The sequence below is a fragment of the Micromonospora sp. ATLC20 genome (assembly GCF_057196585.1).
This window is the reverse complement of sequence record NZ_JBXUOV010000088.1, coordinates 1-23630: the sequence shown is the minus strand read 5'-3', so window position 1 is coordinate 23630 and position 23630 is coordinate 1. Positions and strand designations below refer to the sequence as shown.

At 75.7% G+C, this 23630-nt stretch carries 14 protein-coding genes; 11 read left to right on the top strand and 3 right to left on the bottom strand.

Annotation, left to right across the window (positions count from 1 at the left end; all coding sequences use genetic code 11):
- From AC2CHG_RS18895 to AC2CHG_RS18880, 4 genes are all read left to right on the top strand, one after another.
- On the top strand, positions 1 to 405 hold a 405-nt coding region (locus AC2CHG_RS18895; RefSeq protein ID WP_484525257.1), incomplete at its 5' end, for a phosphopantetheine-binding protein.
- Positions 402 to 2717, top strand: coding sequence for a lantibiotic dehydratase (locus tag AC2CHG_RS18890; RefSeq protein ID WP_484525256.1), 2316 nt, complete (start codon positions 402 to 404; stop codon positions 2715 to 2717). The genes AC2CHG_RS18895 and AC2CHG_RS18890, both read left to right, overlap by 4 nt.
- On the top strand, positions 2714 to 7063 hold the full coding sequence (locus AC2CHG_RS18885) for a type I polyketide synthase (RefSeq protein ID WP_484525255.1): 4350 nt from the start codon (positions 2714 to 2716) through the stop codon (positions 7061 to 7063). The genes AC2CHG_RS18890 and AC2CHG_RS18885 overlap by 4 nt, the downstream gene beginning before the upstream one ends.
- The gene (locus AC2CHG_RS18880) at positions 7060 to 12366 is read left to right on the top strand and encodes a non-ribosomal peptide synthetase/MFS transporter (RefSeq protein WP_484525254.1); all 5307 of its coding nucleotides are present in this window, start codon (positions 7060 to 7062) and stop codon (positions 12364 to 12366) included. The genes AC2CHG_RS18885 and AC2CHG_RS18880 overlap by 4 nt, the downstream gene beginning before the upstream one ends.
- On the opposite strand, the gene AC2CHG_RS18875 is transcribed toward AC2CHG_RS18880, so the two are convergent.
- On the bottom strand, positions 12334 to 14649 hold the full coding sequence (locus AC2CHG_RS18875) for a lantibiotic dehydratase (protein WP_484525253.1): 2316 nt from the start codon (positions 14647 to 14649) through the stop codon (positions 12334 to 12336). The two genes, AC2CHG_RS18880 and AC2CHG_RS18875, sit on opposite strands and share 33 nt — an antisense overlap.
- 45 nt (positions 14650 to 14694) lie before the next feature.
- On the opposite strand from AC2CHG_RS18875, the gene AC2CHG_RS18870 reads away from it, so the two are divergent.
- The 7 genes from AC2CHG_RS18870 to AC2CHG_RS18840 all read left to right on the top strand — a co-directional run bounded on the left by AC2CHG_RS18870 (position 14695) and on the right by AC2CHG_RS18840 (position 21273).
- Complete coding sequence (locus AC2CHG_RS18870; RefSeq protein WP_484525252.1) at positions 14695 to 15705, top strand: 3-oxoacyl-ACP synthase III family protein; 1011 nt, start codon at positions 14695 to 14697, stop codon at positions 15703 to 15705.
- Entirely contained in the window at positions 15702 to 15941 is a 240-nt protein-coding gene (locus AC2CHG_RS18865; protein WP_018786864.1) for an acyl carrier protein, read from the top strand. Before AC2CHG_RS18870 ends, AC2CHG_RS18865 begins: the two co-directional genes overlap by 4 nt.
- Positions 15938 to 16840 carry a thiamine pyrophosphate-dependent dehydrogenase E1 component subunit alpha gene (locus AC2CHG_RS18860; protein ID WP_484525251.1) on the top strand — a complete coding sequence of 301 codons (903 nt, stop codon included), beginning with the start codon at positions 15938 to 15940 and terminating at the stop codon, positions 16838 to 16840. Before AC2CHG_RS18865 ends, AC2CHG_RS18860 begins: the two co-directional genes overlap by 4 nt.
- On the top strand, positions 16837 to 18876 hold the full coding sequence (locus AC2CHG_RS18855; RefSeq protein ID WP_484525250.1) for a 2-oxo acid dehydrogenase subunit E2: 2040 nt from the start codon (positions 16837 to 16839) through the stop codon (positions 18874 to 18876). The genes AC2CHG_RS18860 and AC2CHG_RS18855 overlap by 4 nt, the downstream gene beginning before the upstream one ends.
- A 113-nt stretch (positions 18877 to 18989) precedes the next feature.
- Complete coding sequence (locus AC2CHG_RS18850; RefSeq protein WP_484525249.1) at positions 18990 to 20036, top strand: class I SAM-dependent methyltransferase; 1047 nt, start codon at positions 18990 to 18992, stop codon at positions 20034 to 20036.
- Positions 20037 to 20134: 98 nt separating this feature from the next.
- Positions 20135 to 20704 (top strand): hypothetical protein, encoded by a 570-nt coding sequence (locus AC2CHG_RS18845; RefSeq protein ID WP_484525248.1) that lies wholly within the window; start codon positions 20135 to 20137, stop codon positions 20702 to 20704.
- Positions 20701 to 21273 carry a copper resistance CopC family protein gene (locus AC2CHG_RS18840; RefSeq protein WP_484525247.1) on the top strand — a complete coding sequence of 191 codons (573 nt, stop codon included), beginning with the start codon at positions 20701 to 20703 and terminating at the stop codon, positions 21271 to 21273. Before AC2CHG_RS18845 ends, AC2CHG_RS18840 begins: the two co-directional genes overlap by 4 nt.
- Here AC2CHG_RS18840 and AC2CHG_RS18835 read toward each other — a convergent pair.
- The gene (locus AC2CHG_RS18835; RefSeq protein WP_484525246.1) at positions 21246 to 22445 is read right to left on the bottom strand and encodes a KR domain-containing protein; all 1200 of its coding nucleotides are present in this window, start codon (positions 22443 to 22445) and stop codon (positions 21246 to 21248) included. The genes AC2CHG_RS18840 and AC2CHG_RS18835 overlap by 28 nt on opposite strands.
- Positions 22442 to 23630: ABC1 kinase family protein (locus AC2CHG_RS18830; protein WP_484525245.1), on the bottom strand; the 1189-nt coding region annotated here is incomplete at its 5' end. The genes AC2CHG_RS18835 and AC2CHG_RS18830, both read right to left, overlap by 4 nt.

Sequence of the window (23630 nt, the reverse complement as noted above, 5' to 3'; positions counted from 1 at the left end):
GACGTGCCCCGGGCCGCCCGCGTCACCCGGGCCGCGGGTCGCGCCGGCGCGCCCGCCGCCCGCCCGGCCACCGCCACCGAGCGGCGGATCGCCGCAGTCTGGTGCGACGTGCTCGGCGTACCGGAGGTGGCCGCCACGGACAGCTTCTTCGACGTCGGCGGCGGCTCGCTCGCGGTCGCCGTCGTGCAACGGCAGCTCAACCGGCTGCTCGGCACGAACCTGCGGGTCGTGGACCTGTTCCACCACCCGACCGTCCGCGCGCTCGCCGCGCACCTGGACAGCCTCGGTGCGTCGTCGTCCGGCGAGGACGCCGAGGACGAGGCGGTGGAACGGGCCGCGCGCCGGGGCGCGCTGCGCCGCCAGCGGGTCCAGCGCCGCCCGGTGGTGGAGGAGGAGCCGCGGTGACGTACCTCGTCCCCCTCGGCGACACCGGCTGGTCGGTGTGGCGGGACGTGCTGCTGCGCAGCGCCGGGTTCCCCGCCGACGGACTGGACCGGTTCGCCGCGCCGGACTGCGCCGACACCGCCGACCGGCACCTGGCCGGCGAGCTGGACGAGACGGCGTTCACCACCGCGTACGCCACCGCCGTCCGGGCGTCGTCGGCCACGCTGTGCGGGATCGCCGCCGACCCGCTGTTCCGCGAGGCCGTCGCCTGGCAGAACCCGGAGGCGCTGGTGGCGCTGGACGGGCTGCTCCGCGACGGCCCGGACGCACCCCGCAACGTGCGCCGCCGGGGCCGGGAGAACGTCGTCGCCGGGTACTGGCAGCGCTACGTCGCCAAGTGCGAGACCATCGGCTTCTTCGGGCCGGTGTGCTGGGGCACCGTGGCACCGGGCGCGCCCGGCGTCACCGCGGTGCCCGGCCCCGGGCTGCTCCGTCACCGTGCGGTCCACCTCGAACACTGGGCGCTGGCCGCGTACGCGGACCGGCTGGCCGCCGACCCGCAGGTCCGGCAGTGGCTCGCCCCGGTCCGGGCGCCGCACACGCACCTGGAGGGCCGGGTCGTGCACCGGCCCGCCCAGCGCCCGGAACCGGTGTCGTTGAGCGAGTCGATCGCGCTGTGCCGGTGCGACGGCACCCGCCCGGCCCGGGACGTCGTCGACGACCTGGTGCGCGACGGGCAGACCGGCGTACGCCGCGCCGAGGAGGGGTTCCTGCTGCTCGCGCAGCTCGTCGAGCGAGGGCTGCTGCGCTGGGACTTCGACCTGCCGCAGGGCTTCGCCGCGCAGGACCACCTGCGGGAGCGGATCGCGGCGATCGGCGATCCGGAGTGCCGCGCGCGGGCGCTGGCCGGGCTGGACCGGCTGGCCGCCGCCCGGACCCGGGTCGCCGATGCCGCCGGTGACCCGGCCGCGCTCACCGGCGCGCTGTCCGCGCTGGACGCCGAGTTCACCGCGCTCACCGGGCTGCCGCCGCGCCGCCGGGCCGGGCAGAACTACGCCGGGCGGGCGCTGTGCCACGAGGAGACCGCACGCGACGTGGACCTCACCGTCGGCGGCGGCCTGCTCGACTCCCTGGCCCCGGCGCTGGACCTGCCGCTGCGGGCGGCGCGCTGGCTCACCGCCGAACTGGCCACGGCGTACGGCGACGCGCTGCGCGACCTGTACCACGACCTCAGTGGCGACGGGCCGGTCCGGCTCGGCGACCTGTGGTTCGTCGCGCAGGGGCCGCTGTTCGGGCCCGGTGACCGGCCGGTGGACCGGGTCGCGGCCGAGTTCGCCGCCCGTTGGGAGCGGGTGCTCGGACTGGCCGGACTGCCCGAGGGGACGGCCCGGGTGGAGTTCGGCGCGGCCGAGCTGGCGCCCCTGGTGGCCGACGAGTTCCCGGCGACCCGCCCCGGCTGGAGCGCGGGCCGGGTGCACAGCCCCGACCTGCAACTGTTCGCCGAGTCACCCGAGGCGCTGGCCGCCGGTGAGGTCGGGGCGGTGCTCGGCGAGCTGCACGCCGCGTACGCCACGTTCAACGCCGAGCTGTTCACGCACTGCCACCCCGACGTGGACCGGCTGCGGCGCGCGTACGTGGCCGACCTGGGCCCGGGACGGCTGCGCCCGCTCTACCCGGTCGACTTCCCCCGCGTCGGCGGGCGGCTGTCCGCGTCCCTGCACGGCCCGGACGACCACCGGCTCGCGTTCGCCGACGCGCCCGGCGCGCCGCGCGACCGGCTCGTGCCGGCCAACGCGGCGATCGTGTCCGAGGTGGACGGTGCGCTGGTGGCGACCGGCCCGGACGGCACGCGCTGGCCGCTGGTCGAGGTGTTCTCCGACCTGATCGCGGTGCACGCGGGCGACGCGTTCAAGCTGATGACCGACCGCCCGCACAGCCCCCGGGTGACAGTCGACCGGCTGGTGCTGGCCCGGGAGACCTGGCGCACCACTGTCGGGGCGACCGGCCTGGCCGACGCCGTCGACCAGGCCCGGCGCTACCTCGCGGTACGCCGCTGGCGGGCCGCGCTGGGCCTGCCGGAGCGGGTCTTCGTCCGGGTGGCCACCGAACTGAAGCCCACCTACGCGGACCTGACCAGCCCGCTCTACGCCAACCGGCTCTGCCTGCTGCTGCGCGCCGCCCGGCGGGCCGGCGGCGACGACGTGGCGGTGACCGTGTCGGAGCTGCTGCCCGCGCTCGGGCAGGCGTGGCTGCCCGACCGCGCGGGCCGCCGCTACGTGAGCGAACTGCGCCTGCACATCAGCGATTCGGCCGAGCCGGAGGTCATGGCGTGAACGAGACAGTGGAGCCGATCGCGATCGTCGGGCTCAGCCTGCGCGTGCCGGGAGCGGCGTCGGCGGACGAGTTCTGGCGCAACCTGGTCGTCGGTGCCGAGTCGCTCACCCGGTTCACCCGCGCGGAGCTCCTTGCCCGGGGCGTCCCGGCGGAGCAACTCGACGACCCGGCGTACGTGCCGGTGGCCGCGGTGCTCGACGGCGTGGACCGGTTCGACGCGGAGCTGTTCGGGCTGAGCCCCCGCGACGCGGAGCTGACCGACCCGCAGCAGCGGCTGTTCCTGGAACACGCGCACGCCGCGCTCACCGACGCGGGCTGCGACCCGGCCCGCTACGACGGCGAGATCGGCGTGTACGCGGGCGGCAACGCCGACCTGTACCAGTGGCTCAACGTCCGGCGGAACCCGCGGGCGCTCGCGGACGCCGGTGAGCTGCGCGTGTCGCTCGGCAACAAGCCGGACTACCTGGCCAGCACGGTCGCGTTCCGCCTCGGCCTGCGCGGCCCGGCGATGACGGTGCAGACCGCCTGCTCGTCGTCGCTCGTCGCGGTGCACCTGGCCGCCGAGGCGCTGCGCAGCGGCGAGTGCGACACGGCGCTCGCCGGCGGCGTGTGCGTGGAACTGCCGCACGGCGTCGGGTACGTCGCCGACGAGGGCTACACCTCCGCCGACGGGCACTGCCGCCCGTTCGACGCGGACGCCGACGGCACCGTCTACGGCAGCGGCGTCGGCGTGGTGGTGCTCAAGCGGCTCTCCGACGCGCTCGCCGACGGTGACGACATCCGGGCGCTGGTCATCGGCAACGCGGTGAACAACGACGGTTCGGCCAAGGCGAGCTTCACCGCGCCGAGCGTCACCGGTCAGGTGGAGGTGGTCACGCAGGCGCTCGCCGTGGCCGGCGTCGCCCCGCGTTCGGTCGGCTACGTGGAGGCGCACGGCACCGGCACCGTCCTCGGCGACTCGATCGAGCTGGCGGCGCTGAGCACGGCGTACGGGCGGCGGACCGCCGAGCGGGGCTGGTGCGGCGTCGGCTCCACGAAGGCCAACATCGGTCACCTCAGCGCGGCCGGCGGCGTGATCGGCCTGATCAAGACCGTGCTGTCGATGCGGCACCGGCTCATCCCGCCCACCGTCAACCACGACCGGCCGCACCCGGACATCGACATCGAGGCGAGCCCGTTCTACGTGGTGTCCACGCTGACCAAGTGGGAGCCCGAGGACCAGCGACCGCTGCGGGCCGGCGTCAGCTCCCTCGGCCTCGGCGGCACCAACGCGCACCTGGTGCTCCAGGAGGCGCCGCCGCGCGTACCCCCGGAGCCGGATCACGGCGGCGGCGAGCTGCTCCAGGTGTCCGCCGCGACCCCCGACGCGCTGGCCGCCGCGTGTGCCCGGCTGGCCGAGCGGCTCACCGGCGCGCCCGAGGTGGAGCTGCGCGACGTGGCGTACACGCTGCGGGAGGGCCGGCCGGCCTACCGGCACCGGGCCGCCGTCGTCGCCGTCGACCGGGCCCGGGCGGCGACGGCGCTCACCGACCCGAAGCGCCGGGCCGCCGGGGACGCCGCGACGCCGCCCCGGCTGGGCCTGCTCCTGCCCGGCCAGGGCGCGCAGCACCCCGGCATGGGCGCGCACCTGGCCGCGACCGAGCCGGTGTTCGCCGCCGCCGTGGACGAGTGCGCCGCGATCCTCGGCTGGGACGCGAACGAGATGATCTTCGATGCCGGACCCGGCGCGGACGAACGGCTGGCCGGACCGGCGGTGGCGCAGCCCGCGCTGTTCGCCGTCGAGTACGCGCTGGCCACGCTGTGGCGGCACTGGGGCGTCACGCCCGCCGCGATGATCGGCCACTCCGTCGGCGAACTGGTCGCCGCCACAGTGGCCGGGGTGTTCGACCTGCCGGACGCGCTGCGGCTCGCCACCGCCCGGGGCCGTCTCGTGCAGGCCGCACCGGAGGGCCGGATGCTCGCCGTGCAGCGCGGCGCCGACGAGATCACGCCACTGCTGCCCGACGGCGTGGCGGTAGCGATCAGCAACGGCCCGCACACCTGCGTGGTGGGCGGCGCGCCGGCACCGGTCGCCGCCGCCGAGGAGCTCCTGCGCGAACGCGGCATCGGCTGCACGCCGCTGCGGTCGCCGTACGCGATGCACGTGCCGCTGCTGGCGGCGGTGCGCGACGAGTTCGCGGCGCTCGTGGCGGCGGTGCCGCGCCGGGCGCCGGACCTGCCGGTGTTCTCGGCCGCGACCGCCGGGCCGTTCACCGGCGAGCAGATCACCGACCCGGCGTACTGGGCCGACCAGCTGTGCCGGCCGGTGCGGTTCGGGGCCACCGTTGCGGCGCTCGCCGCGACCGGTGCCGCCGACGACTGGCTGCTGCTGGAGTGCGGCCCCGGCCGGCAGCTCGCCGGTCTGGCCCGGCTCAGCCTGCCGCAGGGAGCCCGGGCGCCGCTGCGCACGCTGCCCGCGCCGGGGGAGCGGCTGACCGACAGGCAGACCGCGTACGAGGCGGCGGGCCGGCTGTGGACGGCCGGGGTGCCGGTGCGGCTGCCCGCCTCCGGCACGCCGCGCCGGGTGCCGCTGCCCGGCTACCCGTACCAGCGCGCCCGGTACTGGATCGACCCGGAACCGGTGGTCGCGCCCGCCGAACCGGCCACCGACGAGCGGTACGACGACGGCGTGGTCGAGGTGCCGGTCTGGCGCCAGATGCCCGACACCGCACCCGTCGAGGCGCCCGCCCCGCTGCTGCTGTTCGCCGCCGGTGAGCGCGGCACGGCGCTCGCGGCCCGGCTGCGCGAGCGCGGCGCGGACGTCACGGTGGTCCGCCCCGGACCGGCCTTCGCTGTCCGCCCGGACGGCTACGTGCTGCGCCCGGCCGGCGTCGCCGACCACCAGCGCCTGCTCGACGAGTGCGCCGACGACGGCCGGGCCGCCCGGATCGTGCACGCGTGGGCGCTCGACGGCGACCCGGCCGGCCCGGACGCCGACGCCGTGGCGGCGGCCCAGGAACACGGGTACCTCGCGCTGCTGACCCTGCTGGAGGCGTTGCCGGCCGCCGACGTGACGCTGGACGTGGTGACCACCGGGACGGCCGACGTGACCGGCGCCGACCTGCTGCGCCCGGAACACGCCACGGTCGCCGGGGTGGTGCGTGCGGTGCCGCTGGAACGTCCGGGCCTGCGCTGCCACTGGGTCGACGCCGACCCGGCCGAGCCGGGCGGGGACGCGCTGGCGGACGAACTGCTCGGTGCCGAGCGGGCCGAGGCGGTCGCGCTGCGGCTGGGCGGGCGACGCTGGACGCGCGGGTTCTCGGCGGCGCCGGCGCGCCGGCGTACCGGGCCGGCACTGCGCGACGGCGGGCGCTACCTGATCACCGGCGGACTGGGCCGGATCGGCGGGGCGTTCGCCGCCGAACTGGCCCGCCGGGGCGCCCGGCTGGTGCTGGTCGGCCGGACCGCCCGGCCGGACCTGGTCGAGGCGCTGGAACGGGCCGGGGCGCAGGTCCGCCACGTGCGCGCCGACGTGACAGACGTGGCCGCGCTGCGGGCGGTACGCGCCGACATCGAGGACGACCTCGGCGGGCTCGACGGCATCGTGCACGCCGCGCGGCTGCCCGACACCGGGCTGTCCACCGGGTCGCGGCCGGCCGAGGCGACCGCCGAACTGCTGCCGAAGGTCACCGGCGCGCTGGCGCTGCGCGCGGTCTTCGGCGATCTGCCGCTCGACTTCGTGCTGCTCAGCTCCTCGGTCACCGCGCTCGCCGGTGGCCTGGGCCGCGCCGACGACACGGCCGCCAACGCGTTCCTCGACGCGTACGCGCGCAGCCCGCACGGCTGGCGGGCGCCGGTGCTGTCGGTGGCCTGGGGCGCGTGGCGGGAGGAGGGCGTACCCGACCACGACGGGCTGGCCCCGGACGCGGCGGTACGCGCGGCGTGCCGGGCCCTCGCCGAGGGGCGGACCGGCTCGGTGGCGGTCGGCGCCTACACGGTGGAGGCGGTCGCCGGGCACGAGCGGCGGCTCGCCGCGGCCACGGCCGCCACCGCCTCGCCGGTGACCGCCACCGACGGCGACCTGCAGGACACCGTAGCCCGGATCTGGCGCGACGTGCTGGGCGTGGCCGAGGTCGGCCCGCACGACGACTTCTTCCGGCTCGGCGGCACCTCGCTCGTGGCCGCGCAACTGGTGCTGCGGATCCGGCAGGCGGTGGGCGCCCGGCTGTCCATGCGGGTGCTGTTCGACGCGCCCACCGTCGCGGCGATGGCCGCCCGGATCGAGTCGCTGCGCGCCGCCCCGTCCGCCTCCGCACCGGCCGAGGCGCCCATCCCGCGCCTGCGCCGACCGGGACGGCCGGGATGACCGAGTCACGCCACGACGTCACGCCGGTGGACGACGTCTACACCGTTCCCGCCTCGTACGCCCAGGAACGGGTCTGGTTCACCGCCCAGCTCAGCCCCGGGCAGCCGCTGTTCACCATGACCGACGCGGTCACCCTGCCGGCGGGCGCCGGGCCGGAGCAGGCGCTCGCCGCGCTGCGGACGGTCACCGACCGGCACGAGGCCATGCGCACCACGCTGCGCCTGCACGACGGACGGCTCTACCAGGACATCCACCAAGCGGTCCCGGTGGAGCTGCCGGTCACCGACCTGTCCGCGCTGCCCGAGCCGGAGCGGGACGCCGTCCGCGCCCGGATCGTCGCCGAGTACGCAGGTCTCGACCTGCCGATGGACGCGGCCCCGCTGTGGCGGGCCCGGCTGCTGCGGCTCGACCAGCACACCTGGTGGCTGCTGTTCGCCGGGCACCACGTCGTCCTCGACGGCACCTCCCTGCTCCACCTGCGCGCCGAGCTGACCGAGCTGTGCGCCGCCGCCGTCGCGGGCCGCGCGCCGGACCTGCCCGAGCTGCCGATCCAGTACGCCGACTACGCGGCCTGGGAGCGCGACCGCCTCGACGGCCCCCGGTGGGACGAGCTGCGCGACCACTGGCGGGAGGCGCTGACCGGCCTGCCGGCAGTGCACGCGTTGACCACCGACCGGCCGCGCCCGGCGACGCTCACGTTCGACGGCGCCGACGTCCGCCGCACGCTGCCCGGCGATGTGACTGCGGCGCTGCCGGAGCTGTCCCAGCAGGCCGCCGCGACGCCGTTCATGGTGCAGCTGGCCGCCTACGTGGCGCTGCTGCACCGGCTGTCCGGAAGCGACGACGTGGTGGTCGGCATGCCGGTGGCCGGCCGCGACCGGGCCGAGCTGGAACCGCTGCTCGGCATGTTCATGAACATGCTGGTGCTGCGCGTCGACGTGTCGGGCGATCCACCGTTCCTGACGCTGGTTCGCCGGGTCCGCCGGGTCGTGCTCGACGCCTGGGACCACCAGGACATGCCGTTCCAGAAGCTCGTCGAGGAGCTTGCGGTACGACGCGACCCGGGCGTCCCGCCGCTCTACCAGCTCACGTTCCACCACCTGCCTACCGGCCGGGGCGAGGCGTTCGGCGGAGCCATGGACGACCTGTCACTGGAGATCGCCGGGGACGAGCTGCGGCTGGAGTACCGCACCGCGCTGTTCGAGCGCGCCGCGATGGAGGCGTTCGCGGACCGTTACCTGCTGCTGTTCGCCGCCGCGGTGGCGGCGCCCCGGACCCGGGTGAGCGCGTTGCCGGTCATGCCGGACGCCGAGCACGCGGCGGTCGTGACCGGCTGGAACGCCACCGCCGCCCCGGTTCGCCGGACCACGCTGGCGGAGCTGTTCGACGCCCAGGCCCGGCGCACGCCCGACGCGGTCGCGCTGGTCGACGGCGACACCCGGATGACGTACGCGCAGTTGTCCGATGCCGCCGAGCAGGTGGCGTCGCGCCTGGTCGCGCACGGCGTGGGACCGGAGTCGGTGGTCGCGATCCACGAGCCCCGCTCCCGCCGCCTGATCGCCGGGCTGCTCGGCATCCACCGGGCCGGCGCGGCGTACCTGCCGCTGGACCCGGACCACCCGCCGCAGCGGCTGGCCTTCATGCTCGCCGACGCCGGGGCCGGGGTGCTGCTCGCCGACGAGCTGCCCGACGGGCTTACCGTCCCGGGCACCGTGCTGCCGCTGACCGCGCCGGACCGGCCGCTTACCGCCGGTGGCACTGCCGCCGGGCCGGGGAACGCGGCGTACGTGATCTACACCTCGGGCTCCACCGGGCGGCCGAAGGGCGTGGTCAACGAGCACGCCGCGATCGTCAACCGGCTCGACTGGATGCAGGACGCCTTCGCGCTCGGACCGGACGACGCGGTGCTGCACAAGACGCCGATCGGATTCGACGTGTCGGTGTGGGAGGTGTTCTGGCCGCTGCTCGTGGGCGCGCGGCTGGTGCTCGCCGCGCCGGGCGGGCACCGCGACCCGGCGTACCTGCGGGAGCTGATCGAGCGGGAGCGGATCACCACCGTCCACTTCGTGCCGTCGATGCTCGACGCGTTCCTGTCCACCGCCGGCCCGGCCGGCCCGGCCCGCTGCGGGTCGCTGCGGCGGATCGTGTGCAGCGGCGAGGAACTGCCCGCGGACCTGGCCCGCCGCGCCGTGGCCGCGATCCCGTCGGCGGCGCTGCACAACCTGTACGGACCCACCGAGGCGGCGATCGACGTCACCGCCTGGGCGGCCACGCCCGACGCGCTGGCCGGCGTGACCCGGGTGCCGATCGGCGGGCCGATCCGCAACGTCCGCACGTACGTGCTCGACGAGGCGATGCGCCCGGTCCCGGCCGGCGTGGCCGGGCAGCTGCACCTCGGCGGCGTGCAGGTGGCCCGTGGCTACCTGAACCGCCCCGGACTCACCGCCGCCTCGTTCGTCCCCGACCCGTTCGGCGAACCCGGCGGCCGGCTGTACGCCACCGGCGACCTGGCCCGCTGGCGTACCGACGGGACGCTGGAGTTCCTCGGCCGCATCGACGACCAGGTGAAACTGCGGGGCCTGCGGATCGAGCTGGGGGAGATCGCCGCGGTGCTGCGTGAACAGCCGGGCGTCGGCTCCGCCGCCGTCGTCGTGCGCGGCGCCACGCCCGCCGAGCAGCGCCTCGTGGCGTACCTGACGGGGGAGGCCCCGGACCCGGCGGAGCTGCGGGCGGCGCTGAAGCGGCGGCTGCCGGAGTACATGGTGCCGTCGGCGTTCGTGACGCTCGACGCGCTGCCGCTGTCCGCCAACGGCAAACTCGACACCGCCGCGCTGCCCGCACCCTCGTCCGGTGTCGCCCCCGCGCAGCGCCGACCCCCGGTGACCCCGGTCGAGCAGACGGTGGCCGCCACCTGGTGCGACGTACTGGGCGTGCCCGAGGTCGGCCTGGACGACGATTTCTTCGAGCTGGGCGGGCACTCGCTGCTGGCGATCCGGATGCTGGCGCTGCTGCGCGAGGCGTACGGGCAGGTCGACGTCGGAGTGATGGACGTGTTCGCGCACCCGACGGTGCAGGGGCTGGCCGCGCTGATCGACGCCCCGGCGGACGGGGACCGGCAGCGTCCGCTGCTGTACGAGCTGACCCGGCCGGTCCCGGCGGACCAGCGGGTGCGCTCGTACGTGTGCGTGCCGTACGGCGGCGGGCTCGCCAGCATCTACCAGCCGCTCGCGGACGCGCTGCCGGCCGGACACACCCTGTTCTCCGTGGCGGTCCCCGGCCACGACGTCGGCGTCCGCGACACCGAGCTGCCCTTCGACGAGCTGGTCGAGCGGTGCGTGGCCGAGATCCAGGAGCGGGTGGACGGCCCGCTGGTCCTGTACGGCCACTGCGTCGGCGGCGCGCTGCTGACCGGCATCGCCCGGCGGCTGCACGAGCGGGGACGCCCGATCGAGGCGATCTACGCCGGGGGCGTGTTCCCGACCGCCCGGCCGGACAACATGCTCGGCCGGCTCGTCGACTGGGCCGACTCGCGGGGCGCGGACCGGCGGTACGAGACGTTCCTGCGCTCGATCGGCGCGGAACTGGCCGACCTGGACCCGGCGCAGGTCGACCGGTTCGTCCACCACGTACGCCGGGAGGCCGCCGAGGCGCAGGAGCGGTTCACCGAGTGGCTGGACGGCGAACCGGTCCGGGTGCCCGCACCGGTGATCTCCGTCGTCGGCACCCACGACGTGCTCACCGAGTACTACGAGGAGCGGTACCGCGAGTGGAGCTTCCTCGGCGAGTCGACAGCGCTCGTGGTGCTCGACGAGGCCGGGCACTACTTCGTCAAGCAGCGGGCCGAGGCGCTCGCCGAGGTGCTGACCCGCACCCATCCCCGGCTCGCCGAGCCGTCCGCCGCGCCGCGACAGCTCGCCGGTGACGGCTGGGCACTGGCGGCCACCAGCACCGATCCGGTCACCGCCGAGACCGGCGTCCAACCGGGCGTACGCCGGTTCCTGGCGATCACCGCCAGCCAGCTCATCTCGTCGACCGGGTCGGCGCTGACCCAGTGGGCGGTGCCGGTCTGGGTCTACCTGGAGACCGGGTCGATGCTGTGGTTCGGCCTGTCCGGGGTGATCGCGTACCTGCCGGCGCTGCTGACGCTGCCGGTCGCCGGCGCGGTCGCGGACCGGTTCGACAGGCGCCGGGTGCTGCTGGCGGCGTGCGCGACGGCGGTGACCGCGGAGGCGCTGCTGGCTCTGCTGCTGTGGACCGACCGGCTGGGGCTGGCGGCCGTCTACACGCTCGTGTGCGTGCTCGGCGCGGCGTCGGTGTTCCAACGCATCACCTACCTGGCCGCGATCCCGCAGGTGGTGCCGAAGCGCTACCTGGGGCACGCCAACGGCATCGCGCAGCTCGCGGTCGGGCTCAGCTCGCTCGCGGTGCCGCAGCTGGCTGCGGGCCTGCTCGCCGCGATCGGCCTGGCCGGCGTCCTGGTGATCGACATCGTGAGTTACGTGGTGGCGATCGGTGTGCTGGCCGCGGTGCGGTTCCCCGACCTGCTCGGCCGGCGGCGCAAGGAGCCGTTCCTGGCCGAGCTGATCGGCGGCGCGCGGATGACGTGGGCCGAGCCGGGCTTCCGGGCCATGCTGGGCTTCTTCTCGCTCTACAACCTGTGCCTGGCGAGCCTGCTGCTGGTGCCGCCGATGGTGCTCGCGTTCGGCACGATGGGCCAGGTCGGCACCGTGGCGTTCGCCGAGGCGCTCGGCGCCGTCCTCGGCGGACTCGCCATCGCCGTGTGGGGCGGCCCGACCCGGCGCCGGATGCCCGCGCTGATCGCCATCGCGTTCGGCGTGGCGGTCAGCCTGGTGCTCAGCGGCGTCCGCCCGAGCCTGCTGCTGGTGGCGCTCGGCAGCTTCGGCGTGGGGCTGGGCCTGGGCCTGCACAACGGCATCTACCTGTCGATCATCCAGGTGAAGGTGCCGCAGCGGTTCCACGGCCGGGTGCTGGCGATCATCCAGACGCTGACCTGGGCGACGCTGCCGCTGGGCTTCGCCGTGCTGGTGCCGCTGAGCGGGTCGCTGCTGGAACCGATGCTCGCCCCCGGCGGCGCGCTGGCCGGCAGCGTCGGCGCGCTGATCGGCACCGGTCCCGGCCGGGGACTCGGGTTCGCGTTCGTGGTGTCCGGGCTGGCCCTGGCCGTGGTGGCCCTGGGCGCCTACGGCGTACGCCGGCTGCGCCGGTTCGACACCGAGACCCCCGACGCGCCGGCGGACGCCACCGAGTGGCTACCGCACCTGCGCCGGGTCGACGATCTGTAGCCGCAGTTCCGAGGCGTACGCCCGGCCGGCCCCGTCGGTCAGCCAGGCGTCCTCCGGGCCGGGCAGCAGCTCGGTGACGGTGAGCCCGACGCCGTCGCCGCCCTTGGCGTGCGCGCCGCGCAGCAGCGTGCACAGCAGCCGGGTGTAGACGCCGCTGCTCAGGTCCACGTAGCTGGGTTTGAGTTCGGTGTCGACCCGCACGAAGACCCGCTCGGGCAGGCCGAGCGCGAGCCGCCAGCGCCGTACCGCGAGGTAGCGTTCCCGCTCGCCCTTGACCGTGTGCAGGCCGGTCTCGCCCACAGTGGTGCGCCACGTCTCGCGGACCAGCACCAGGCCGTCGACTGTGACGCGCGGCGTGCGCCCGGCGTTGCCGGCCAGCTTCCACGTGTCGAACACCTGGTAGTCGAACAGCGGCGCGAACACCTCCAGCAGCGGCCACCGCCGCCCGTCGTCGGCGTGCGCGGTCAGCGTGCCGTCGTCGTCCGGCCGCACGGTCAAGGTGGTGATCGGCACGAGGCGGTCCGGGTCGGCGCCGGGCGCGTCGACGAACCCGAGCTGGGCGTCGGCGGGCCCGTGCAGCCACTCCGCGATCCGGGCGGTGTGCCGGGGCCAGTCCACCGGCGGCAGCAGCCGGACCCGGCCACCGGGTAGGTCGGCGCGCATCCCGTCGCGCAGCCGCTGCGGGTCCGGGTGCCCGTACGCGAAGAAGTGCGTGTCGAACGCCGCCAGGGCCACGTGCAGCTCGCCGAGCACGACGGTGAAGTCCCCGCGCAGCAGCGCCGCCTCGTCCGGGGCGCACACGTGCACGTCCGGGCTGTGGATGCGGGCGGCGGCCCAGCCGGGCGCGTCGGCGGGGAACGCGGCGGCGACCCGCTCGGTCAGGGCGGCGGCGTCGAACCGCAGCTCCCGGGCGTCCGCGTCGGCGTCGGCCAGGCCCAGCACCGTCGCCCACCGGTCCAGGAACTCGGCGGTGACGGCCGCGCCGGGCGGGTTCGCCCCGAACACCACCGCCTGCGCCAGGAACCACAGGTCGGCCAGGGGCACCTCCCCGGTGGCCGACTCCGCCGCCAGGTCGCGGTACAGGGCGGCCAGCGCATCGGCGTACGCCGCACCGATCGCCGCGGTCAGCCACCGCGCCGACAGCAGCAGCGGTTCCAGCGGCGCGAGGCGTTCCAACAGCGCGTCACCGAACCGGATGTCCAGGTCGCGGACCGTCTCCAGATGGCACAGCGTGCGCCCCGCGTACACCTCGCCGGGCTGCTGCCGCGCGTCCCGGCCGGTCAGCTCCACGAACCGCCGGTCCAGCGCGGACATCGCCACGGACAGCGCGTCCGGGCCGTCGGCGGCGGCCACCGCGTCGCGCAGGTCACTCACCGTGGCCAGGTCGCCGAGCACCCGCTCGCGGACCGTGTCGTCGCCGATCGCGGCGAGCTGCTCGCGCAACGCGTCCTCGGCGGTGAGGTCGACCGGCAGGTCGAAGCCGATGCGCAGCACGCCGCGCCCGGCCAGGTCGTCGAGCTGCGCGTGCACGTCAGCGGCCCGGCGGAAGCCGCTCGCCGGGTCCGCGAGCAGCGCAGCGACCAGGTCGGCCACGCGCGGTCCGCGCCGCGCCAGCGTGAGCAGCGCCGCCGTCGCCACCGGGAGCGTCTGCGGTGGATGGTGCGGGTGCCGCAGCACGCGGTCCCGCAGGCTCAGGTGCGGGGCGAGCCGCACCGGCAGCCAGTCCCGCACGCCGGGCACGCGGGCGAAGGCCGCCGCGAGCGCGTCCAGGCCCCACCGCTCCAGGAACACCTTCCGGGTACGCGTCAACGCCGCGCCGGGACGCACCGTCGCGATCGGGCCGCTGCCGCCCAGCTCGGTCCAGCAGATCGGCCCGAAGAAGCCCACCGTGTCGTTCTTCAGGCAGTACCGCTGCCAGTACTTCGCGACGACCTCCTCCCGGTGCCGGCGGCGCAGGTTGCGCGGGGCGTGCGGGCCGTCGCGCCGGATCGCGTCGACGGCGAGCAGGACCGCCGGGTTCTGCCAGGTAAGCGCCGTGCGGAAGGCGTCGTCGCAGGCGATGCCGTAGACCGCCTGCCCGAGGTCGGCCGCGGCGGCGTCGAACGCCGCAGTGAACTGGGCCGCGTCCCCGTCCCCGCGCAGGTGCCGGTCGGCCGCCTCCGCGAGCGCCGGAGCGGCGAACCGGCTCATCCCGTCGGCCGGAAAACCGGCCGACCGGAGCAACGCGGAACGCCATACGTGCCAAGGGGTTCCGGGCAGGGACGTGAGATGCTCTCGGGGCATGGGGGAATGGTAAGCAGCGGCGGATCTGCGGCGGGACGGTCGAGCATGAGCTTCGGGCTGGTGTCCTTCGGTGAGGCGCTCGGCGACCCGGCGCCCGTCGCCGACGTGGTGGCGCAGTACACCGACGACGTCAACCGCGTCCTCGGCTACGGCTACCGGCGGGTGCACCGCGCCGCGCCGGACGTGGGTCTGACCGACCTCGCCGAGCGGGCCGCCCGCCGCGCCCTGGAGGCCGCCACGCTGCCCGCCGCGCGGGTGGACCTGCTGGTGCTCGCCGTCACCGACCTCACCGAACACCTTTACTGGGACGCCGCGGCCGACCTGGCGTACCGGCTCGGCGCGGCCGGCGCCGAAGCGGTGCTGCTCACCCAGGCGTGCACCACCGGCGTGCTCAGCCTCGACACCGTCGCCGGGAAGTTCGCCACCCACCCGGAGTACGCCACCGCGCTCGTGATCGCGGCCAACCGGACCTGCGAGGCGTACTGGAACCGGATGGACACCCAGCCGATGGTGTTCTCCGACGGCGCGGTGGCCACAGTGGCCCGGCGCGGGCATCCCCGGCTGCGCTGGCAGGTCACCGAGGCCGCCACGGACGGCCGCTACGCCGGGTTCTACCGGCTCGACGGCGGTGGCGCGGCGGCGCCGTTCGCCCCCGGCGCCGAGCCGCCGGCCGCCCGCGACGTGTGGCACGTGATGGAGTTCTTCGACTACGACCCCGAGCAGTTCGCGCAGTACGCCCGCCACCTCGACGAGCGGATGGTGCGGGTCACCGAACGCGCCTGCGAGCGGGCCGGCGTCACCGTCGCCGACCTGGCGCGGCTGATCCTGGTCGCCGACAACGAACGCGCCATGACGTCGCTCGCCGAGGCACACAAGGTGCCGCCGGAGCGGACCAACCGGGAACTGGCGGCCGAGTACGGGCATCTCGGCGCGGCGGATCAGTTGTTCGGACTGAGCCGTCTGCTCGACGCCGGTGAGCTGCACGACGGCGACCGGGTCGCGTTGATCTCGTTGGGCCGGGGCGCCCACTGGGCCTGTACGATCATCGAGGTATGAGCATGTCCAGCCGGCTGGTGCGGCTCGTCGCCGACGTGCTGGAACTGCCCGTCGACCAGGTCGACGCGCAGACCGGCCCCGCGACCACCGCCGCGTGGGTGAGCCTGCGGCACCTCCAGATCGTCGCGGCCGTCGAGGACGCGTACCGGATCTCGCTGACGCCCCGGGAGATCCGGACCGTGCGGTCGGTGGCCGACCTGCGCGCGCTGCTCGCCCAGCGGGGCGTGCCGGAGTGAGCGCCGCGCCGGCCCCGCTCGACGACGCCGACCTCGACGCCGGGCTGCTCATCCGCCGCTTCGAGGAGCACCTGCTGCGCCTGTACGCCGACGGTCACCTCGCCGGCACCACGCACACCTGCCTCGGTCAGGAGTACGTCCCGGTCGCGCTGGCCCCGCTGCTGACCGGCGACTTCGTGTTCAGCAACCACCGCGGCCACGGGCACTACCTGGCGCACTGCGGCGACCCGGAGGGGCTGCTGGCGGAACTGCTCGGCCGCGACGGCGGGGTGTGCCACGGGTACGGCGGCAGCCAGCACCTGCGCCGGGACCGGTTCCTGTCCACCGGGGTGCAGGGGGAGAGCCTGCCCGCCGCGGTCGGCGTGGGACTGCACCTCAACCGCACCGGGCAGGACGCGATCGTGGTGGCGTACATCGGTGACGGCACCTGGGGCGAGGGCGCCGTCTACGAGGCGCTGAACATGGCCGCGCTGTGGCGGGTGCCGCTGCTCGTCGTGGTCGAGCACAACCGGATCGCCCAGTCCACCCCGACCTCCGCGCAGCTCGCCGGCACCATCGCCGGCCGGGCCGCCGGCTTCGGCATCACCGTCAGCGAGTCCGACTCGCTCGACCTGACCGAGGTGCGCGCCGCCGCCGCGCCGCACGTCGAGCGGGTCCGCGCCACCCGGGCGCCGCACGTGCTGGTGCAGCACACGGTCCGGCTCGGCCCGCACAGCAAGGGCGACGACACCCGGTCCGCCGACGAACTCGACCGGCTGCGCCGCCTCGACTGGCTCCAGCGGTACGCCGAGGCGTACCCGGAGCGGTTCGCGGCCGCCGACGCGCGGGCCCGGCAGCGGGTCGCGGAGGTCTCGGCCGAGGTGCTGGCCCGGCCGCTCGCGCGCGGAGCGGCGGAGTGACGCGCGCGGAACGGGTCAGCCGTAACCTCAACCGGGCCCTGCACGCGCTGTTCGCCGCCGACGAGCGGGCCTGGCTGCTGGGGGAGGACGTGGCCGACCCGTACGGCGGGGCGTTCAAGGTGACCCAGGGACTCTCCACCGCCTATCCGGACCGGGTGCTGTCGACGCCGCTGAGCGAGAACGGCATCACCGGCGTCGCGGGCGGCCTGGCGCTGTGCGGCGACACAGTGATCGTCGAGATCATGTTCGGGGACTTCGCCGGTCTCGCCTTCGACCCGATCCTCAACCTGATCACCAAGTCGGTCGCCATGTACGGCGAGCGCACCCCGATGCGGGTGGTGATCCGCTGCCCGGTCGGCGGCGGGCGCGGCTACGGCGCGACGCACAGCCAGAGCCCGCAGAAGCACTTCATCGGCATCCCGCACCTCGCGCTGTACGAGCTGTCCCCGCTGCACGACGCGGCCGACGTGCTGGCCGCCGCGCTGCGCCGCGACGAACCGGCGATGCTCTTCGAGGACAAGATCCTCTACACCCGGCGACGGTATGTGGACGGCCGCGTCGACGACCGCCTCGCCTTCGAACCGCGCGGCGCGGACGGCAACTGGGCCCGCGTCCACGATCCGGACGCCACCGGCGCGCCGACGCTCGTCATCGCGCCGGGCGGGGTCGCCGACCGGGCGATCGCCGCCGCCACGCGGGCCGCCGAGCGGGGACGTACGGTCGAGGTGCTGGTCCCGGCGCGGCTCTACCCGGTGGACGTGGACGGCCTGCGCGACCTGCTCGACGGCGCGCACGGCGTGATCGTCGCCGAGGAGAGCACCGCGGGCGGCACGTGGGGGAGCGAGGTCGCGGCCCGCCTGCACGCCGAGGCGTGGCCGCTGCTGCGCGGCCCGGTCGAGCTGGTCAGCTCCGCCGACCGGGTCATCCCGTCCGCGCCGCACCTGGAACAGGCGGTGCTGCTCGGCACCGACGCGATCCTGGACCGGATCATGCACCTGCCCGCCCCGATAACGGCGGCCGGCGACCGGGGTGGACGGACTGACGCCGGCCCGGCGGCTCCGGCCGGCGTGTCTCCGGGCGTCCCGGTGGACGTACCCCGGCTCAACCCCAACGACGACAGCTACGTGCTGCTGGAATGGCTGGTCGCGGACGGCGCCACTGTCGAGGCCGGTGAGCCGGTCGCGGCGGTCGAGACGTCCAAGGCGATCGAGGAACTCGCCGCGACGCAGGCCGGCGTGCTGCGCCAGGACGTGGCCGCCGGCGCCGACTGCGCCCCGGGCACGCCCATCGGCCGGATCCTGCCCGAGTCGGCCGTGCCCGCCCCGGTGGAGCCGGCGTCGGTGGAGCCGCCAGCCGTGCCTGCCCGGGTGACGCCGCCGGGACGGCCGCTGCCACCGGCGCAGCGCCGCATCGCCGACGTGGTGTCCACCTCGCACCGGGAGATCCCGGTGGCCTTCACCGCCGTCCGCGTGGACGTGACGGCGGCGCTCGCGTACGCCCGCCGCGCCGCCGACGAGACCGGCGCCACGGTCGGCCTGACCGAGGTCGTCATCGCCGCCGTGGCCGCGCTGCACGAGCGGTTCGGCGGCCTCTACGCCCGGCTCACCGGCGACGGGCTGGTGGTCGACGCGGAGGCGCCGTCGATCGGGCTCACCGTGGACGTCGGCACCGGACTGTTCCTGCCGGTGATCCGCGACGCGGCCGGACTGGACCTCGGCGACCTCGCCGACGCCGTGGTCGCGCTGCGGATGAAGGCGCTGCGCGGCCGGCTCCGCGAGGAGGACATGGCCGGCATGAACTTCCTGGTGGCGCTCAACGACACACCCGGTGTCACGGTGGCCCGGCCGATCATCCCGACCGGCGTCACCTGCGCCCTGTCGGTGCCCGACGTGCACCGCGAGGTCGTGCTCGACGGCGACGGCGCGGTACGCGAGCGGACCGTGGCGGACCTGGGCCTGGCGTACGACCACCGGCTCGTCAACGGTGCGCAGGCCGGGGCGTTCCTGGCCGCGCTCGGCGAGGCCCTGCAACACTGACCGGCACCGCGGCCCGGCCGCCGTGCGCGCCGGTTGCGACGCCGGACCGGTGAGAACCTCGCGACAGCGGTGCCTCTGGCCGGGGGATGACCGAACCTGCATCATAGATGTCCATGAGTGCGCAGCAGTCCGCGGCCCGGTGGTGCACGCCGATGACCGACCCGCAGCGCGACCGGTGGTCCACTGTGCTCGGCCACGTCACTTCCGCGATCCCGGCCGGCTCCGCCTACGTCCTCGTCGACGGCGACGAGCGCGACGCGACGGTGCTGGCCGACCGTCTGGCCGCCGCCCTGCGCGACGCGGGCCGGCCGCGCATACGACTCAGCCGGGCGATCTGCGCCGGCCCCGCCGACCTCCGGGGCGGACTCACCCCCGGTTCCGTCGTCATCGCCGCCGGCCCCGCCTGGCGGGGCCGGCTGCCCACCGGCCACTGGCACCTGACGATCCGGGTGCGCGGCGCCTCCCCCGAACGCGGACGCCGCCACCGGAGCGACGCCGCCGACATCGTGGTCGACCTGGCCGACCCCGCGTGGCCGGTGATCCGGCACATCGGCGCCTGGTTCACCCACACCGACGCCTGGTACCGCACGGAGACGCAGGCCTTCTTCGCCGCCCGCGCCGCCACCTGGGACACCGAGTCCGGCGACGACCTCACCGCGTACGCCGCCGCCGTCACCGAGGCCGCCATCCCCACCGGAGCGAACGCCATCGACGTCGGCTGCGGAACCGGCCGCGCGCTACCGGCCCTGCGCGACGCCGTCGGACCCGCCGGCACCGTTCTCGGCGTCGACCTGACCCCCGCCATGATCGACGTCGCGCGCTCCCGCGCCCACGCCGCCGACGCCGCGCTCGCCCTGGCCGACGTCCGCCGTCTCCCCCTGCCCGGCCGCGCCGTCGACGTCGTCTTCGCCGCCGGCCTGCTCCCGCACCTGCCCGACACCGACGCCGGGCTGCGCGAACTCGCCCGCGTCACCCGCCCCGGCGGCCGGCTCGTCATCTTCCATCCCTCCGGGCGCACCGATCTCGCCGGTTGCGGCACACATCCCGGTGACCCTCTCGCCGAGACGTCCCTGCGCCTCGCCGCGCACCGCACCGGATGGCACCTCACCGGCTACGACGACCCGCCGCACCGGTTTCTCGCCCTCGCCACCCGGCGGTGACCCCCGGCGGATGAGCAATCTGGGAGAAGAGGGCTCACCCCATGACGTCTAGCGTCGATGCGTGTACTTTCCGTGATCGCCGGCGAGGGGGATACCGCATGTCGAACGGGTTCATCGGCGCGCTCAACGGTCGTCATCACCGCGTGGCACTGTCGGGCTTCATGGTGGTCGTGCTCGCCCACTGGGCGGAGCATCTGGTTCAGGCGTACCAGATCTGGGTGCTCGGCTGGCCCCGTCCGCAGGCGCGGGGTGTCCTCGGTGAGTTCTACCCCTGGCTGGTCACGTCCGAGGTCATGCACTACGGGTACGCGCTGCTCATGCTCGTCGGTCTGTTCCTGCTGCGCCCGGGGTTCGCCGGGCAGTCGCGCACCTGGTGGACGATCGCCCTGGCCCTCCAGTTCTGGCATCACATCGAGCACCTGCTGCTGCTGATCCAGGCGCAGACCGGGCACTTCCTGTTCGGCAGCGCGGCGCCCACGAGCCTGCTCCAGGTGGTCTATCCGCGCGTCGAGCTGCACCTGTTCTACAACTCCGTCGTCTTCATCCCGATGGTCGTCGCCATGTACCGGCACCTGCGGCCCTCCGTCGCCGAGGAGCAGGCCATGGTGTGCACCTGCGCCGGCCGCCGGGTGGCGCCGGCGCTGGCGGTGTCGCGGGGTGGTGTGTGACCCGCGCCGGGTGGGCGTCCGCCGTCGTCGTGGGCCTCGCGGTGCTGTTCGGCTGGACCGGGGCCGCGTGGGCCGGCTCCGGCGCGGCGAGCAGCGTCCCCGCCGACGGCGCCGTCCTCACGTCGGCGCCGTCGGCGGTCGAGCTGGTCTTCACCGGGCGGCCGGTGGCTGCCGACTCGCACGTGGCCGTGCGGGACGCCGCCGGACGGTCGCTGGCCGTCGGCGAGCCGCGGCCGAGCGGGGACCGGTCCCTGGTGCAGGCGGTACGCAGCGCCGAGCGCGGTGATGTCGTCGTCGCCTACCACGTGGTGCTCGCCGACGGTAGTGAGAAGAGCGGCACGCTGTGGTTCAGCGTCGGCACCGGTGTGCGGCCGGTCCGGGCACCGGATCAGGGCGGCGAGGCGGCCGCCCCGCTGCACGAGCACGGGATCGACCCGCTGAGTGCCGTGCTGCTCCTCGTCAACGCCGTCGTGGTGTTCGTGGCAGTCGCCATGCTCGTCCTGCGGCCACGGCGGAGCGTCGAGCCGCCGCCCGCCCCGGCTCAGCACCCGGAGATGAGCAGCCGCTGAGCCCGGCCGGGCTCAGCCGTCAGGCGCCACAACGCGTCCACCGCGGCCATTCCCGGCCCGAGCGGCACCGGCGGAAGGTTGAGCCGCCGGGCCGCGGCCACCGCGCCGGGCGTTCCGTGCGCCATGCCGGCGCCGCTCCAGATCGACCACTCCGCCACCAGCGTCACCGCCGCCGGCAGGTCGGCCGCGAGGCGTCCGGCGCAGCGCCGCAGCAGCTCGTTTGCGAGCGCGTACGCGCCGAGGCTGCGGTGCGGCCGCTCGGCCGTGATCGAGCCGAAGACGAGCACCCGGCGTAGGGCATGGCGGTCCACCGCGTCCAGCGCGTGCCGCAGGCCGTCCACCTTCGCCGCCTGGACGGTGCTCAGCCCGGCCGCCGTGCCGGCCGTGACCGGGCCGCCGCGCAGCAGCCCGGCGCAGTGCACGACGCCGGCCAGCCGCAGGTGTCCGGTGTCCGCGAGTGCCCGGCGCAGGGCGACGCCGTCGGTGACGTCGACCCGGAGCACTGTCACCCCCGTGGTCCCCGCCATGCGGTCGAGGTGCCGGCGGCCCGCGGTGCCGAGCCGGTCGGGCGTGGCCGTGTCGGCCAGGATCGGGTGCAGGCCGTGCCGGCAGGCCAGGACGGCGGCGACCCGCAGGCCGAGCCCGCCGAGGCCGCCGGTGACCAGCACGGCTCCGGCGGGACCGGCGGGGCCGGCCGCCGAGGGCAGGGCAGCCGGTTGCCAGTCGGTGGTGCGGAGCCGGCCGTCCCGGTCCACCCGCACCTCGCCGGCGACCGGGGAGGCGGCGGTGACCAGGCCGGTGGCGGCGCGCACCGCGGCCGGTGCGGGGCCATCGGTCAGCTCCGCCACCACGCAGGACAGGCCGGGATGCTCGACCGCCGCGGCGCGCACCAGGCTGCCGCCGCCCGCGCCCAGGTGCACGACCGCGAGCCGGCTGCCGCGTGCCACGGCCGCCCGGATCGCCCGCAGCAGGCGACCGTTGTCGACCTGGTGGAAGGTGCGGCCGAGCAGCACGGCGACCGCCTCCGGTGCGTCGTCGCGGCTCGCCGCCCGCAGCGCCGGGGCGAGCGGGTGCCGCTCGGGGCCGACGATCGTCCACCGGTACGCCCGCGCGTCGCCGGGCGGCGCGACCTCGCGTTCCCGGGGCGTGCGGATGTCGAGCGCGGTCCTCATCGCAGGACCGCGAGCAGGGTGGGGATGGCCTCGGCCTGGAAGTCCACGTCCACGTCGAAGTCGTTGATCATCCCTTCGAGGACGAGCAGCGACATGAGCGGGAAGACGAACTCCGGCGCCGCCGTGATGCCGAACCGCCGCTGCAGGTTGAACAGCTCCGCGGCGAACGGCGCGAGCCGGAACTGCCCGGCGGTGCGGCGGTGGTTGCGCACCACGAGATCCCGGACGCCGGCCTGGAACGCCTGCACGTCACATCCCGGCGGTACGTGCTCGGCGCTGCGCAGGATGACCTCGGCGGCCTGCTGGCCGCGACCCATGGACATGGACAGGAAGAACTCGGCGAACAGCCGCCGTACGTGCGGTTCGAGCCGGACCACGAACCCCGCGTCGAGCAGCACCACCTCCTCGACCCGCAGGTAGAGGTTGCCGGGGTGCATGTCGCAGTGCACGAGCCCGTCGACGAACAGCATCCGGTACACGCCGTGCAGCACACGCCGGACGATCTGGCGGCGCTGCTCGCGGTTGAGGTCGCCGGGCTTGAACTGCCGCAGGTCCGGGATCCACTCCATCACCAGGACGCCGTCGCGGCAGAGCGCCGGCCGGGGCGCCGGGATCCGGAACGCCGCGACGTCGGCGAGGTTCTGCCGCAGCTGTAGCAGCGCCGTGGCCTCCTGCGCGAAGTCGAGCTGCCGCAGCACGGCGGTGGAGACGTGGCCCAGCATGCGGCGCATCGGCACCTTGCGCAGGCCGGGCAGGCGTTCCAGCAGCCCCGCGCCGGCACTGAGCAGGTCGAGGTCGCGGCGCATCTGCGGGCCGATGCCGCCGCGCCGCACCTTGACGGCCACCGGCGTCCCGTCGTGCAGCCAGGCCCGGTAGACCGAGGCGATGCTGCCGCTGGCCACCGGCTCGCTGCCGATCCGCGCGAACGGCGTGCCGTCCGGGTAGGCCGCGTCCAGCACCGCGCGCGCCTCCCGGGCGGACATGGCCGGGACCCGGTCGTTGAGGCGGGCGAGCTGGTCGCACCACGGTCCGGGCAGCAGATCGCGACGCGTACCGAGGATCTGGCCGCCCTTGACGAATGTCGGGCCCAGCCGGGTGAGCAGTGCGGTCATCCCGGCGGGCGCGGGCGAGGCCCGCCGGGCGAGCCGCCGGCCGGCCGCGACGGCGAGGTGCCGGGCCGTGATC

Excerpts from the sequence above, each read along its gene's own strand:
- AC2CHG_RS18880 (WP_484525254.1), top strand. The coding sequence starts at position 7,060 with ATGACCGAGTCACGCCACGACGTCACGCCGGTGGACGACGTCTACACC.
- AC2CHG_RS18875 (WP_484525253.1), bottom strand. The coding sequence starts at position 14,649 with ATGCCCCGAGAGCATCTCACGTCCCTGCCCGGAACCCCTTGGCACGTA.
- AC2CHG_RS18870 (WP_484525252.1), top strand. The coding sequence starts at position 14,695 with ATGAGCTTCGGGCTGGTGTCCTTCGGTGAGGCGCTCGGCGACCCGGCG.
- AC2CHG_RS18865 (WP_018786864.1), top strand. The coding sequence starts at position 15,702 with ATGAGCATGTCCAGCCGGCTGGTGCGGCTCGTCGCCGACGTGCTGGAA.
- AC2CHG_RS18850 (WP_484525249.1), top strand. The coding sequence starts at position 18,990 with ATGAGTGCGCAGCAGTCCGCGGCCCGGTGGTGCACGCCGATGACCGAC.
- AC2CHG_RS18845 (WP_484525248.1), top strand. The coding sequence starts at position 20,135 with ATGTCGAACGGGTTCATCGGCGCGCTCAACGGTCGTCATCACCGCGTG.
- AC2CHG_RS18835 (WP_484525246.1), bottom strand. The coding sequence starts at position 22,445 with ATGAGGACCGCGCTCGACATCCGCACGCCCCGGGAACGCGAGGTCGCG.